Here is a 14,247-nt window from a genome sequence, read left to right as displayed (position 1 = left end):
CAATTATAGATTATAGCGCAAAGATATAATATAAAAATTAAAATAAACTTGTCTTTTCCGAATGCAAGACTTAATTTTGTGCCATAACAATTTTGGAAAGTAACACTTTTATATTTACTATTAATGGAATACTCATCAGAAGTAAAGAACATGTGTATCGTGGCTAAAGGCCCGAACCATGGCCCAGCTCCCATTCCTGAAGAAGGGAAATGGGTGCAAGCCAAAGAGATTAAAGACATCAGCGGTATGACCCATGGTGTAGGATGGTGTGCTCCTCAGCAGGGTGCTTGCAAATTGTCTCTTAACGTGAAAGATGGCGTAATTGAGGAGTGCTTGATAGAAACAATCGGTTGCTCAGGTATGACGCATTCTGCTGCAATGGCAAGTGAAATTCTTCCTGGTAAGACTGTTCTTGAGGCCCTTAATACAGACCTTGTTTGCGATGCTATCAATACAGCTATGCGCGAACTCTTTCTGCAAATTGTCTATGGCCGTACTCAAAGTGCGTTCTCAGAAGGCGGTCTTGTAATTGGAGCAGGTCTAGAAGATCTTGGTAAAGGGCTCATCAGTCAGACCGGTACTCTTTATGGCACCAAAGTGAAAGGCACTCGTTACCTCCAACTCACAGAAGGTTACATCACTAAGATGTTCCTTGATAAAGACGACCAAGTTTGTGGCTATGAATTTGTTCATATGGGTAAATTTATGGATGCAATCAAGAAGGGTGTTGATGCCAACGAAGCTCTCAAAAGTGTGACTGGATGTTATGGTCGCACTACAGAAGAGCAGGGCGCAGTTAAATCAATTGATCCACGTAAAGACTAATTAGGAGGACCAAACAAATGATTAGAGAAGTAAAATTTGAAAGTCAGGACCGCCGTATCAAGCAGATTATTGCTGCACTCAATAAACACGGCATTAAAGATATCGAAGAAGCTAACCAAATTTGTGATGTAGCAGGCTTAGATCCTTATAAAACCTGCGAAGAAACGCAGATGATTTGCTTTGAGAACGCGAAATGGGCTTATGTTGTAGGTACAGCTATTGCTTTGAAAGAAAAAGCAAAGGATGCTGTAGAAGCTGCTGAATATATTGGTGAAGGTCTACAAGCGTTCTGTATCCCAGGTTCTGTTGCTGATGATCGTAAGGTTGGTATTGGCCATGGAAAATTAGGTGCACGTCTTTTGAGTCCAGAAACTCAATGTTTTGCATTCTTAGCAGGTCACGAAAGTTTTGCAGCGGCTGAAGGCGCAATAAAAATTGCTCAAATGGCAAATAAGTCTAGACCTGCTGATAAACCTCTTCGTTGTATCCTGAATGGTCTTGGTAAAGATGCTGCACAAATTATTAGTCGCATAAATGGTTTTACTTATGTGCAAACTCAATTTGACTATTACACAGGTGAATTGAAAGAAGTTCGTCGTATAGCCTATAGTGATGGTCCTCGTGCAGCTGTAAACTGCTATGGTGCAGACGATGTGCGTGAAGGTGTTGCTATAATGTGGAAAGAGGGGGTAGATGTATCTATTACAGGTAACTCTACTAATCCTACTCGATTCCAACATCCAGTAGCTGGTACATATAAGAAGGAACGTATTCTTGCTAATAAGCCTTATTTCTCTGTAGCTTCTGGCGGTGGTACGGGACGTACTTTACACCCTGATAATATGGCAGCAGGTCCTGCTTCCTATGGTATGACTGACACCATGGGCCGTATGCATAGCGATGCTCAGTTTGCAGGTTCTTCATCTGTACCAGCTCACGTTGAAATGATGGGCTTCCTTGGCATTGGTAATAACCCTATGGTAGGTTGTACAGTTGCTTGTGCTGTTAATGTTGATCTTGCTCTCAATAAAAAGTAAGGAAATATCATATAAAATTTAAATATTAAGTCTCTCTTAGAACGTTCTAAGAGAGACTTTTCTTTTATCATGTAATCTGAATAAAAGCAGAAGAGTTATTATCTTTTTTTTCTTCAAATAAGGTTGATTCAAAAACTTTTTCTACTTTTGCAACACTAAATAGTTTTGGCTGGAAAATGTTTCTAGCATTCTATCCTTTTGATTGGGTAATCCCCAACAACTATCCAACGTTTATACTAATAAAATTCTGCTTAAACAAAATCTTTCCGTGTGAGAGATTGTACTTAATGTCCGCAGAAGTAAAAAATACAATATTTTATGCCTTCTTATTCAATGGAACAGCTCGCAGCTATGGATGATTCTCAATTGCGAGCTATTGCAGAAGAACTGAACTCTGAAAACAAAAATAGCAGCAATCGTCAAGAAATCATCTATGGTATTATAGACGCTCAAGCTATTCAGCAATCAGAACAGCGTTCAGATTCTCCTCGTCGTCGCCAGCGTATTGTGAAACATGATGGAGAAGCTGTTTATACTGCCAACAAAAGTGGTAAAGCTACAAAATTGGAAGAAAAGACACCTCCAAAGGCAGAGCAGCCATCTCTTTTTGATGAAGCAACTCCAACGACTCCAAAACGTAAGAGAGGACGCCCCTCAAAAGTAAGCTTGGAAGCAGAAGCCGTTGCGCAGTCTCCGAGTGAAACTACAGTAACAGGATCCTCTTCCCAAAAAGAAGATATTTTAGATGAATCTTCCCAAATTAGTGATGGAGTTGAAGAAAAATCTACAAAAACACAAACAACTCCAGAAATAGAACTTCCTGATTTTATTTCAGCACAGATGAATAATTCATCTATCATGACAGAAGAAGATGAAAGAATAAAAGCAGACCAACTTGATGTTGCAAAGATTAAGGAGCAGCTATCAAAGAATGCTAAACCACAACCTAACTCTCAACATCAGAATCAAGAAAAGAGTCTTCTTAACGAGATAGATCAAAATATAGAATCTCCAGCGATGGACATTCCTGCATTGCCCAAAGATATAGATAAGGATGCAACCTTTGTTATTATAAAGGATGTTCCTGTTTTGTATAATGATCCTACATACGATGATCCTTTTGAAGTTGCACCTATTCAAGCAACTAAGTTCCGTCGCTTTAAAGATGATCCTCTCGTATCGAAGAGTGCAAAGCCTATTGTTCTGTCTTCTGCCCGCCCAGAAACTTCTGCTGCAACACAACAACAAGATTTGCGTGTTGAGGATGAATATCTTGAAGGAAGAGGTGTTTTGGAAATCATGCCTGATGGCTTTGGCTTTCTTCGTTCTTCCGATTACAATTACCTTACGTCACCTGATGATATTTATGTAACAGTTCAACAAATACGCCAAAATTCATTGAAAAACGGTGATGTTGTAGAGGGAACTGTACGCATTCCTCGTGATGGAGAGAAATTTTTTGCACTGGCACGTATTGAGAAAATCAACGGATTAGATCCAGACATTGTAAGGGACCGCATATCCTTTGAACACCTTACACCACTTTTTCCAGAAGAGAAGTTCAAGCTTTGCACAGGAACTAATGACCCGATGTCTTGTCGTGTTGTTGATTTATTCAGCCCAATAGGTAAAGGACAACGTGCACTTATTGTCGCACAGCCTAAGACGGGTAAAACTTGGCTGATGAAGGACATAGCCAACGCTATAGCTAAAAATCATCCTGACACATATATGATGATGCTGCTCATCGATGAACGACCAGAAGAAGTCACGGATATGGCACGCACAGTTAATGCTGAAGTTATTGCGTCAACTTTTGATGAGCCGGCATCTCACCACGTTAAGATTGCTAATATTGTTCTAGACAAGGCAAAACGCATGGTTGAATGTGGACATGATGTTGTTATTTTCTTGGATTCAATTACGCGTTTAGCACGTGCTTATAATACAGTATCTCCTTCAAGTGGTAAAGTCTTAACAGGTGGTGTTGAAGCCAATTCTCTTCAGCATCCCAAGCGGTTCTTTGGTGCTGCACGTAACATTGAAGGGGGAGGTTCGCTAACAATTATTGCCACAGCTTTGATTGATACAGGTTCGAAAATGGATGAAGTTATCTTTGAAGAGTTCAAAGGAACTGGTAATATGGAACTTCAGCTCGATCGCAACTTGTCCAACAAGCGTGTTTATCCTGCTGTTAATTTAGTAGCTTCAAGTACGCGCCGTGACGATTTGTTGCTCGACGATTTAACACAGAATCGTATGTGGATTCTTCGCAAGTATATTGCAGATATGAATCCTGTTGAGGCAATGAACGAATTGCAAAAGCGCATGAAGAATACACGCAACAATGAGGAATTCTTAATGTCAATGAACGGATAAAAGAATATAATCGCAGAGTCAACAATCTTATCACACTTTATTTTAAGATCTTGCACTGTGCTAATATAGACACGGGAAAAGGAAATACGATTGTCGTCAGATTTAAGTATCCTTTTCCTGTGTTTCTTTTTCAAATAGATACGTAAATGATAACATATCTTGATGTCCAAAATTTGCAGAAGTCTGTTGGCGATCGCATACTCTTCCATGATGTGTGTTTCTCTATAGGTGAGGGACAGCATGTTGGACTTATAGCCAAGAATGGAACAGGAAAGTCAACACTCCTCAATATATTAAGTGGAAAAGAAGACTATGATGATGGCACACTTGTTTATCGTAACGATATAAAAGTGGGCTATCTTGAACAAACGCCTCATTTTGACCCAAATCTGTCTGTTTTGCAATCATGTCTTTCTCAAGCTCCTCTGACATTGGAGAATCCAGAACTGCGTGCAAAGCAACTTCTCACTCAATTAAAACTTGAAGAAATCGACAAGCCCATAGGTTTACTTAGCGGTGGACAGATAAAGCGTGTTGCACTGGCAGCTGTTCTTCTAGAAGATCCTGATTTGCTCATTTTAGATGAACCAACTAACCATTTGGATCTAGATATGATTGAGTGGTTAGAGAATTATCTGCGACGTAATACCAAAGCACTACTCATGGTAACTCACGACCGATATTTCCTGGATCGTATTTGCTCTATCATTTTAGAACTGGATGATGAAACTATGTACACTTATCATGGCAATTATCAGTATTATCTTGAGAAAAGAGATGCTCGAGTATTGAATACGAATGCAAATATTGCTAAAGCACAGAATCTCTACCGAAAAGAATTAGATTGGATGCGGCGAATGCCTCAAGCGCGAGGAGGAAAGGCTAGATATCGTAAAGAAGCGTTTTATGAATTAGAACAACAAGCAAAACGCCGACAAGAAGAAAAGGCCACACGCTTAGAAGTAAAGAGCGGATATATAGGTTCTAAAATTTTTGAAGCAGAATATGTTTCAAAAACTTTTGAAGGAACACCAGAGAAACCTACTCCTAAAGTTATTCTAAACAATTTCTACTATAATTTCTCTAGGTATGAGAAAATGGGTATTGTAGGAAATAATGGGACAGGTAAATCAACCTTCATCAAAATGCTCTTAGGTAAAGTTAAACCCGATAGTGGACGCTTTAGCATTGGAGAGACAGTTCGTTTTGGATATTTTAGCCAAGAAGGGATGGAGTTTGATTCCAAGATGAAGGTCATTGATGCCGTTCGTCAATATGCGGAATATATTGATTTGGGCGGGGGACGTAAACTTTCAGCCTTGCAGTTCCTTACGCACTTCTTATTTCCTCCACAGCGTCAGCAAGATTATGTCTACAAATTAAGTGGTGGCGAACGCAGGAGACTCTATCTCTGCACTGTTCTCATGCAGAATCCAAACTTTCTTATTTTGGATGAACCGACTAATGATCTCGACATTGCCACATTGCAAATTTTAGAAGAATATCTTGAAAATTTTAAAGGGTGCGTTATTGTTGTAAGCCACGACCGATATTTTATGGACAAGGTAGTGGACCATTTGCTTGTTTTCAAAGGAGAAGGTATCATTGACGACTTTCCTGGTAATTATTCTCAATATAGACAATGGGCCGCATTGCCAGAGAATGCCCCAGAGCAAGTAGCTGAACAGATCACAACAAATAAGAAATATGTAAGTGTTCATCGTCGCAGACTCACATTCAAGGAAAAAAAAGAATTAGAAAAACTTGAGCATGACTTGAAATGTCTTGAACAAGAGAAAAATAATATAGAGGCCGCACTTTGTAGTGGCAGATTGAGTGTTGAAGAACTCACAGAGAAATCCAAACGCCTCCCACAGCTTGAGACGGAATTGGAAGAAAAAGAAATGAGATGGCTGGAATTATCTGAAATAGAGCAATGAAACCATTAGCAGAACGTCTGCGCCCAACAACGTTGGACGATTATATCGGACAGAAACATCTTGTAGGACAGGGAGCCATACTTCGTCAAATGATTGAAGCTGGACATATTGCTTCTTTTATCCTTTGGGGACCTCCAGGAGTTGGAAAAACCACCTTAGCAAAGATTATTGCCAATAAGATAGACGTAGCTTTCTATACTCTTTCAGCTGTTAGTTCTGGCGTTAAGGATGTGAGAGAGGTTATTGAAAGTGCCAAAAAAAATCGCTTTTTTGGTGGACAAAGTCCTATACTATTTATCGACGAAATCCATAGATTTTCTAAATCACAACAAGATAGCTTGTTGGCAGCTGTGGAACAAGGAGACATCACACTGATTGGAGCTACAACAGAAAACCCGTCGTTTGAAGTGATTCGCCCTTTGCTCTCTCGCTGCCAAGTATATGTTCTTCACACTCTCTCACAAGAAGAACTCCTACAGCTGATCCATCAAGCGTTACAAACAGATAGCTATCTGCAAGATTTAGACGTTCATTTGCAGGAGACAGAGGCTCTGCTAAGGTATAGTGGGGGAGATGCACGAAAACTTCTCAATATCCTAGATCTTGTAACAAGTTCTGCACAACCCCATGAAAAAGTTGTCATCAATAATAAAGTTATTGAAGAACGCCTGCAACAAAACCCACTGGCTTATGACAAAGCTGGCGAGATGCACTATGACATAATATCTGCCTTTATAAAAAGCATCAGAGGAAGTGATCCTGATGCAGCTACCTATTGGCTGGCACGCATGATAGCTGGTGGTGAAGATCCCAAATTTATTGCTCGACGCCTTGTCATTAGTGCAGCTGAGGATATTGGCTTGGCCAATCCCAATGCTTTGTTAATTGCTAATGCAGCTTTTGATGCTGTGGCAAAAATAGGGTGGCCTGAAGGACGTATCCCCTTGGCTGAAGCGACCATCTATTTGGCCAATTCACCAAAATCGAACTCTGCTTATTTGGCTATAGATGCTGCCATTGCAAAAGTTCACGAAACAGGAAATTGTTCAGTACCTCTCCCTATTCGTAATGCCCCTACACAGCTCATGGCTGAATTGGGCTATCATGACGGCTATATATATCCGCACGATTATCCACATCATTTCGCAGAGCAACAGTATCTGCCAGATACGATTAAATCTGAACAATTTTGGCATCCTGCTGATAACTCTCAAGAAGAAAAACAGAGGGAACATTTGAACAATTTGTGGAAAAATCGAAAGTGGTAAAAAGTTATTAGATAAATATAGTTCACGCGTATGGATTAATATTTGCAGAAACCTCTACTTTTGTCTATAATTTTCTCTTTTTAAGAGCCATGAGAATCGCGTAAAAATAAAATTATTATCTGTGCGTGGAAATAACGCAAAATAAAAGCACCTCTTCAAAAGGTGCTTTTTAATTTCTCAAGGAGAAATTTTATTTTCTATACTACAAATTTTATTTTCCTCCTAAGAAAATAAAAATACAATAAAGAAATTATCAGATAGCATAAGGATCTAGCTCGACATCTTTATTATATTTCCAAACAGAATAAGCGGAAAAAAGCTTACTTCTCATTTTTTTGATCATAATTTTTATAGAAAATCTCAACATTTTCCTTTCGTTTCCACAGAATAGAGGAAGAAGTTCAGTAAGGAGTCTACCTTCTTTTTTCAAAAGTTTTTTCTGCTCCTTAAATTAAACACATTTTTGTCAAATAAAGCGATACTATTCTAAAGTTCCAAAGAAGTTCTTATATTTGTAGTGAAAAATTAAGACAAAGAGAATGGGTAATGTCTGAAAAAGTGTGTAAGATTCTCCAATCAGGAGTAGCAGACAGCAATGGTAATGACATTGGCTAGAAAAGGCTTTGCTTGTGCATCACTCTCTTGAAATATGTTCTTGGTGATGAGAAGAACAAATAGAGCATATGAATCTAAGAAATATAGAAAAACTTGTTGATTAAGTCTGCTCTTCAAAAAAATAACGAGGAACTGCATAGTCGTGAAAAAGATTCTTTCTGCCAAAAGTATTTCTATAGAGAGCGTATATGTAGTCATAAAATGGAGAGATTATATCATCTGATTCGCTTCGAGTACACACGTTATTACTGAGAAAATAAAAAAACTTACGCATCGAAGATACATAGTTTTGTATATTTGCAAAATATAGAAGGAGACAATATATGGCTATCAACCAGCTTAGGAAATATATTTGGCTACTGGATGCTCTTCGCAGGAATAAAAAGCTAACATTTAAAGAACTGAATGAATTATGGCTCAATAATGAAATCAGCGAAGGAATAGAGCTTTCCATACGTACATTTCATAAGTGGCGTATTGCCATTGAAGATTTATTCGCAATTAACATAGAGAATGAAGGACGAGGAGAATACAGATACTACATCAGTACTTCATATGGAATCGACAATAATCCTTTTTACAGCTGGTTGATAGAGACCTTCTCTCTTGGGAATCTGATGATGAATAGTATATCTCTTCATGAACGAATACTATTAGAATATGCTCCATCAAAAGATTTCTTACCAACGATAATTTCAGCAATGAAAGAAGGTAAAACATTGCGATTAAAGTATAAGGCGTTTTGGCAGGATACGAGGAAAGTCATTCTATTGGAACCATATTGCATCAAGCAGTTTAAGCAACGGTGGTATTTGTTAGGAAGAAATGTGCAAGCAGACAGACTTTTGATTTATGCACTTGACCGGATATCGGAGATAGAAAAAGAGGAAAGTATGAAGTTCAAAATACCCTCTTATTTTTCAGCAAAAGAACATTTTACCACTGCTTATGGGATTATTACAGGAGATGAAACTCCCGAGGAAACTGTTGTGTTGAGAGTGACCGATTGGCATGCACATTACCTCCGTTCCTTGCCCTTGCATCACACCCAAACAGAAAAAGATTCATCAAATGGATATTGCACGTTTGAATATCACATCTGTCCGACTCTAGATTTTCAGCAGGAAATTCTCTCGATGGGTGCATTTGTGGAAGTACTTTCTCCCCAATGGTTGAGAGAACAAATAGGCAATACGGTAAAACTCATGTACGAAAAGTATAATCAATAAACATATAGAATATGGACACAATTCAAGAGCAAATTGTCAGATGGGCTAATAAGTATATACCCAAGTTTAATGAGTTATCGGAAAAGCATAAAACTCCGTATTATACACAATCGCCATTAGATATAATTAGCCAGCCGGTAGACCTGATGATTATTGGAATCAATCCGAAAGGAAATGCTGGGATAGGTGGACGAAAAATGAGCATTGAACAATATCTTAAAGGTAATCCCTCTTGGGAGGAAAGATTTAATGCAGAAGAGAAAATCTGTTGGAGGTTCAATCAGGGTGTACGTTTCTTTTTGGGTTATGATAACTTTTATTATCCAGAGAGTATCGATAATGGCGAGAACATTGTATGGACCAATCTATCTCCCTTTGAATCAAAACAAGGCAATAAGGATCTCAAAAGAGAATTGATGCAAGAAGGCTTAAAAGTACATTAGAGTTAATTAAAATTTTGCAGCCAAGACGCATTATCCTATTAGGTATCAATGCTTTCCGACAAATAGAAAAGGCTATGATTGGTCAAGAACCATAATTTTATAGAAACATTTCCTGATGATATGGTATTGAACTTTAATATCATAGAATCGGTTTTGAAACAAGTTATATTATTGGAAATTACACCTAATTCTTAATTATATGGAAACCAAATAGACAGAAGTACAAAGACGAGTGTTTGAAATAGGAGTAAAACCTAAAATCTGCTACCAACGGTGGGTAGACGAAGTTTGTGCTTTCTTAAAAACAACTGCTCCCTATCTCGGAGAAGGAGGACGCCATTGCAGCGTCTTCTAGTCTAATCCTGTATTAGATAAGCAACCAGATATCTTGTTTTTAGGTTATAATGCCAATGAAGACTATGGCTATGTGGGCATAGAACGAAAACGATTTTGGGAGGGAAATCCGTCTTTTTATGAGGAAGGAGCAAGATATAAAGATCCCTGGAAGGTGTGGTATCGCCCTTATAATGCCATGAAGTTTGCCAATTATACCAAACCGATGGAAGACGGCAATTTTGTTTTCATAAATGCGTTCTATTTCGGCAGTAGCAAAATTCGGCAATTAGAACGTATTCCTGATATCCAGCCCGCTATTGACAAGTGTTTGGAATTACAAGAGAAGTAGTCACTGATATATTCCGTCCAAAAGTAATTGTTTGCTTTTCTATTCCTGACTGTTTTGATAGACTGAATATGAAATTTAAGTTTGACGCTATTGTTTCTTTCTCACCCTCACACACCATCAATGGTAAAACCTACCAATGTAAACAAGTTATCAGAATGGGATTGTGGGAAGGAATCCCTATTATCGGTATTCCGCATCCATCTGGCTTGCATAATCATGACGATTGGGGAGTAATTGCCCATATCCTCAAGACTATCTTTATTTCCTCCAATACAAAAGACTAAAAAGAAAATTCATTCATGTCTTAGCCATCTATGCCCTGATTAGGCATAGGTGGCTTTTATTTTTGCACCATAGAATAAATGAAGTATCACTTAAAATAGAATCTTATGACACTCTGGAAAATTGAAGCTAAAAACAATAGGAATTGGGGCAAGGGTAAAGAACTCATTAAAGGAATGTTCGTAGAATTTCCAACTCCTACGACCACACCACCCTTGGGACAGGTGAAATATCAAGAGACAATAGCTCAACTTTTTAATACAAAGTATGGGATGAGTTTTGATAAGTCAAAAATAAATACAGGATATTTTATCTGTACGAAAATATGAAGATTAAAGAAATTTTACTTTCTGACGACATACAGCGTATAGAAAGAGAGATTATTAATGCTCATAAAGGAATAGGGATTCGCTATCGCGACAAAGATTATTCCAATTTTGCCTGTCTTTTGGAGATACGAAAAGACTTGATTAATAAGAAGGTTCTGAAGTTTCAAGAAGACCTTATTCCTGAGATTGTCGAGTTCAACGAACCCCTACGCAACACCTTGCAGAAAATGTACGATAAGGCATATCATATATGGATCGACTTTCAAAAACTTCGGGATTGGGAAGACGATATAGAACTTACAGCCGAATGCTATTTAAGCCCGGTGCATCCCGCGAGACATCCATTACAGGGGGAAGACAGGCAAGATCTATGGAATGCTCTTTGTGACGATGAATTTAATACTCTTTATGCAGGTGGAGTTTCTTTGCAGACGCTTACTTTTCCACGTGACAACAAAGAAAGTTTTGAGTCATTTATAGGAATGGATTGTCCTCCTCCCAATTGGAACGAAGGGTTGGATTCCAAACTCACAGAGGATTTACACTTAATCTGTCAATTCAATCACCTTTTTGACCACACCTATTGGGCGATTACAGACTTTATCTATGTGAGAGAATTTGAAATAAGAATCAAGGTCGATGTAAATAATTATATTCTCAATGACGCTTAAAGAACTACTTTGTACTATTCCTTTTGAAAAGATAGAACCACATATAGCGCTGCTTTATCCCGATATGGCTGCTCCTCGAATGCTCGAGTTGTTTCGTTCTCATTATAAGTTGCTATGTCGGCTCATTCCACGGGTAGCTGAGTCGGAAGAACCTTGTATCATTACAATGACGAAATGGGAAGAGGATGAAACTCCTTTTTTAGATGCTTATAATATTGAAGGCTGCGACTGGGAAGAAGCCTTATCTAAAGAAGTAGTAGTAGAACCTGAAGTGACGGCCTCATTATCCGAAATAGCCGCTTGTTGTCTTTGGCACACCTCGTTCTATGGCTTTACTTCCAAACAAAGAGAAGAAGTATTTCAAGAATTCGAACAAGAGACGGAGTATTATTTATCTCGGAATGAGACGTTTGTTCAAGAACTCATAGAGGATGCAAAAAAGAATTTTCCTATTACATGGGAAAGGTTCAGCAATGAGTGGGACAACTTTTCGGAAGAGATGAAATTATGATATATGGCACAGAATACCAACTGTATACTTTGTCTAGTAATGTCTGAAAAAGTGTGTAAGGCTGCTTTATTCTTTCTCTCTGAGACATGTTCCAGAGGAAGATTAAGAGGAAATAAAGCTTACACACTTTTTAGATGCTACCTTTTGCTATTTTTCGTGTAGATGAAATAACAAAGAAGTTTTAATAAATAGGTTGGGAAATCTGTATGATTTTCCAACCTATTTTTTTAAGAGTATTCTCGATCATTCCTTGATATTGGGTTCTTCCAAACCGAGATTTTTCTTCTTGTCTACAACTTTTAAGATAAGGCCAATGACAAGAGCTACTGCACCAAGACCAGCAAGCATAATCAGCGGAGCTGTATAGTTGAGTTGAGTGGGATCTGTTACACCAACATTGGTTTTGTCGAGAACTTTACCAATGAGCAGGGGGAATAGCCAAAGACCAATATTCTGAATCCAGAAGATAAGAGCATACGCAGATCCAATGATTTTTGCATCTACCAATTTTGGAACACTGGGCCAAAGTGATGCTGGGACTAAAGAGAAAGAAGCCCCGAGAACTAGGATTGTTATATATGCTACGATAACTCCACCAACTTGGCTGTCCTTGAATTCAGGGAGAACAAAGGCAAAAGTGAGATGGCAGAAAATCAAGAGTAGCGAACCTAAAACGAGCATAGATGCAGCTTTTCCTTTGTGATCGACATAGCTACCGAGAATCGGAGTGATACCAACGGCCAAAAGTGGGAATACTGCAAAGATTGATTCTGCTGACTGACGCATGTAGCCCATATAACAATAGATAACGAGGCTAAGAATAGAGATAGTTAGCATGGTATACTTAAGTGCTTTTTTCTTCATGAAATTGAACATAAAAGCAGAAGCTGCTACTAAGAGCATGATAACATACTGGACTATTGTTACACTTGAGGATGCCCAAAAAGAATCTTTGGGTAATTCTGTGAATGTTAGGTTACACTGAAGCATATTTACAGCATACTTCTGGAAAGGAAAGATAGCAGAGTAATACAGCACACAAAGTAAAGCTACAAGCCAAAAGCCCATACTTGTGAGAATTTTACCCAAATCGCTAATTTTAAAAGGCTCATCCTTTTCTTCTGCTTCGCCAGTTTGAGAATCGAGTTTTTTGTCCATAAAGAAGTAGACAATGAACATGATCAAAGCAATACAGATAAGTACTACACCAAATGCTACTGAACGAGATACATTGACTTGACCACCCAATTTGGCAAAGAACGGAGAGAAAATCATGCAAGTGGCAACACCAAGGCGTGCAAGTGCCATTTCAGAACCCATTGCCAATGCCATTTCGCGTCCCTTAAACCATTTTACAATACCACGAGAAACTGTGATACCTGCCATTTCCACACCGCAGCCAAAAATCATGAAGCCACAAGCTGCAACCTTGGCAGAGGCAGGCATGCCTTCATAGAAAGGAGAAACGCCCAATTGTTCAAAGACGGGAATATGGTTGAGGTTGTTCGTGAACCAAACATCAAGTGCACTTCCTGCAAAGCTGTCGCTAATGGCATAATACTTAATAAGTGCACCTGCTAGCATAACCGCTCCTGAGAGTACTGCAGTGAAGCGTACCCCCATTTTGTCGAGAATGATACCAGCAAAGATGAGAAAGAATATAAATACGTTCAAAAAGGTTTCTGAACCTTGCATCGTTCCAAAAGCTGTGGAATCCCATCCTCTTTGCTCCTGCATCAATTCTTTGATAGGGGAGAGAATATCCACAAAGATGTAGGCACAGAACATGGCTAAGGCCAAGAGGAGAAGAGCGGTCCAGCGCATTCCAGCTGAATCTCTCAGAGTAGTTTTAATTTTTTCTGTCATAATCTATTTTTATAATTATTTCTTATATAATATGCATAGATGGTTCTTATTTTTTCAACCAACGATCAAGCCAACGGAAGAAGGTGCGTTGCCAAAGAATTCCGTTTTGGGGTTGGAGCACCCAATGATTTTCATCCGGGAAAAGTAACATTTGTGCAGGAATTCCG

14 protein-coding genes are annotated in these 14,247 nt (G+C 38.6%); 12 read left to right on the top strand and 2 right to left on the bottom strand.

The window, feature by feature from the left end:
* Positions 1–123 precede the first annotated feature (123 nt).
* From ABLA33_RS08880 to ABLA33_RS08825, 12 genes are all read left to right on the top strand, one after another.
* Entirely contained in the window at positions 124–825 is a 702-nt protein-coding gene (locus ABLA33_RS08880) for a hypothetical protein (RefSeq protein WP_311489995.1), read from the top strand.
* A gap of 17 nt (positions 826–842) precedes the next feature.
* Positions 843–1,862, top strand: coding sequence for a GGGtGRT protein (locus ABLA33_RS08875; protein ID WP_311489994.1), 1,020 nt, complete (start codon positions 843–845; stop codon positions 1,860–1,862).
* Between the two features lie 318 nt (positions 1,863–2,180).
* Entirely contained in the window at positions 2,181–4,241 is a 2,061-nt protein-coding gene (gene rho / locus ABLA33_RS08870) for a transcription termination factor Rho (protein ID WP_347720023.1), read from the top strand.
* A 146-nt stretch (positions 4,242–4,387) separates the two neighbouring features.
* Positions 4,388–6,181 (top strand): ribosomal protection-like ABC-F family protein, encoded by a 1,794-nt coding sequence (gene abc-f, locus ABLA33_RS08865; protein ID WP_347720022.1) that lies wholly within the window; start codon positions 4,388–4,390, stop codon positions 6,179–6,181.
* Positions 6,178–7,449: a replication-associated recombination protein A gene (locus ABLA33_RS08860; RefSeq protein WP_347720021.1), complete on the top strand. Its 1,272-nt coding sequence runs from the start codon at positions 6,178–6,180 to the stop codon at positions 7,447–7,449. The genes abc-f and ABLA33_RS08860 overlap by 4 nt, the downstream gene beginning before the upstream one ends.
* 938 nt (positions 7,450–8,387) lie before the next feature.
* Positions 8,388–9,293 (top strand): WYL domain-containing protein, encoded by a 906-nt coding sequence (locus ABLA33_RS08855; RefSeq protein ID WP_347720020.1) that lies wholly within the window; start codon positions 8,388–8,390, stop codon positions 9,291–9,293.
* A gap of 11 nt (positions 9,294–9,304) precedes the next feature.
* The gene (locus ABLA33_RS08850) at positions 9,305–9,736 is read left to right on the top strand and encodes a hypothetical protein (protein ID WP_347720019.1); all 432 of its coding nucleotides are present in this window, start codon (positions 9,305–9,307) and stop codon (positions 9,734–9,736) included.
* 388 nt (positions 9,737–10,124) lie between these two features.
* Positions 10,125–10,421, top strand: coding sequence for a hypothetical protein (locus ABLA33_RS08845; protein WP_347720018.1), 297 nt, complete (start codon positions 10,125–10,127; stop codon positions 10,419–10,421).
* 68 nt (positions 10,422–10,489) lie between these two features.
* A complete protein-coding gene (locus ABLA33_RS08840) occupies positions 10,490–10,705 on the top strand; it encodes a hypothetical protein (RefSeq protein WP_347720017.1) in 216 nt (71 codons plus the stop codon).
* A 105-nt stretch (positions 10,706–10,810) separates the two neighbouring features.
* Entirely contained in the window at positions 10,811–11,032 is a 222-nt protein-coding gene (locus ABLA33_RS08835) for a hypothetical protein (RefSeq protein ID WP_347720016.1), read from the top strand.
* Positions 11,029–11,703 carry a hypothetical protein gene (locus ABLA33_RS08830; RefSeq protein WP_347720015.1) on the top strand — a complete coding sequence of 225 codons (675 nt, stop codon included), beginning with the start codon at positions 11,029–11,031 and terminating at the stop codon, positions 11,701–11,703. Before ABLA33_RS08835 ends, ABLA33_RS08830 begins: the two co-directional genes overlap by 4 nt.
* Positions 11,693–12,214 (top strand): DUF6557 family protein, encoded by a 522-nt coding sequence (locus ABLA33_RS08825; RefSeq protein WP_347720014.1) that lies wholly within the window; start codon positions 11,693–11,695, stop codon positions 12,212–12,214. Before ABLA33_RS08830 ends, ABLA33_RS08825 begins: the two co-directional genes overlap by 11 nt.
* A gap of 243 nt (positions 12,215–12,457) precedes the next feature.
* Here the strand turns inward: ABLA33_RS08825 and ABLA33_RS08820 are convergent, their stop codons facing one another.
* Together ABLA33_RS08820 and ABLA33_RS08815 are read right to left on the bottom strand one after the other, a co-directional pair.
* Positions 12,458–14,080: an MFS transporter gene (locus ABLA33_RS08820; protein WP_311489988.1), complete on the bottom strand. Its 1,623-nt coding sequence runs from the start codon at positions 14,078–14,080 to the stop codon at positions 12,458–12,460.
* Positions 14,081–14,126: 46 nt separating this feature from the next.
* A partial coding sequence (locus ABLA33_RS08815; RefSeq protein WP_347720024.1) for a prolyl oligopeptidase family serine peptidase occupies positions 14,127–14,247 on the bottom strand: 121 nt, incomplete at its 5' end.

The organism is uncultured Alloprevotella sp., assembly GCF_963536905.1.
Lineage (GTDB): Bacteria > Bacteroidota > Bacteroidia > Bacteroidales > Bacteroidaceae > Alloprevotella.
Note: the sequence above shows the minus strand (reverse complement) of the source record. Positions and strands in the feature narration are given on the sequence as shown.

Excerpts from the sequence above, each read along its gene's own strand:
- ABLA33_RS08830 (WP_347720015.1), top strand. The coding sequence starts at position 11,029 with ATGAAGATTAAAGAAATTTTACTTTCTGACGACATACAGCGTATAGAA.
- ABLA33_RS08880 (WP_311489995.1), top strand. The coding sequence starts at position 124 with ATGGAATACTCATCAGAAGTAAAGAACATGTGTATCGTGGCTAAAGGC.
- ABLA33_RS08825 (WP_347720014.1), top strand. The coding sequence starts at position 11,693 with ATGACGCTTAAAGAACTACTTTGTACTATTCCTTTTGAAAAGATAGAA.
- ABLA33_RS08835 (WP_347720016.1), top strand. The coding sequence starts at position 10,811 with ATGACACTCTGGAAAATTGAAGCTAAAAACAATAGGAATTGGGGCAAG.
- ABLA33_RS08840 (WP_347720017.1), top strand. The coding sequence starts at position 10,490 with ATGAAATTTAAGTTTGACGCTATTGTTTCTTTCTCACCCTCACACACC.
- rho (WP_347720023.1), top strand. The coding sequence starts at position 2,181 with ATGCCTTCTTATTCAATGGAACAGCTCGCAGCTATGGATGATTCTCAA.
- ABLA33_RS08850 (WP_347720019.1), top strand. The coding sequence starts at position 9,305 with ATGGACACAATTCAAGAGCAAATTGTCAGATGGGCTAATAAGTATATA.
- ABLA33_RS08855 (WP_347720020.1), top strand. The coding sequence starts at position 8,388 with ATGGCTATCAACCAGCTTAGGAAATATATTTGGCTACTGGATGCTCTT.
- ABLA33_RS08860 (WP_347720021.1), top strand. The coding sequence starts at position 6,178 with ATGAAACCATTAGCAGAACGTCTGCGCCCAACAACGTTGGACGATTAT.
- ABLA33_RS08820 (WP_311489988.1), bottom strand. The coding sequence starts at position 14,080 with ATGACAGAAAAAATTAAAACTACTCTGAGAGATTCAGCTGGAATGCGC.
- ABLA33_RS08875 (WP_311489994.1), top strand. The coding sequence starts at position 843 with ATGATTAGAGAAGTAAAATTTGAAAGTCAGGACCGCCGTATCAAGCAG.
- abc-f (WP_347720022.1), top strand. The coding sequence starts at position 4,388 with ATGATAACATATCTTGATGTCCAAAATTTGCAGAAGTCTGTTGGCGAT.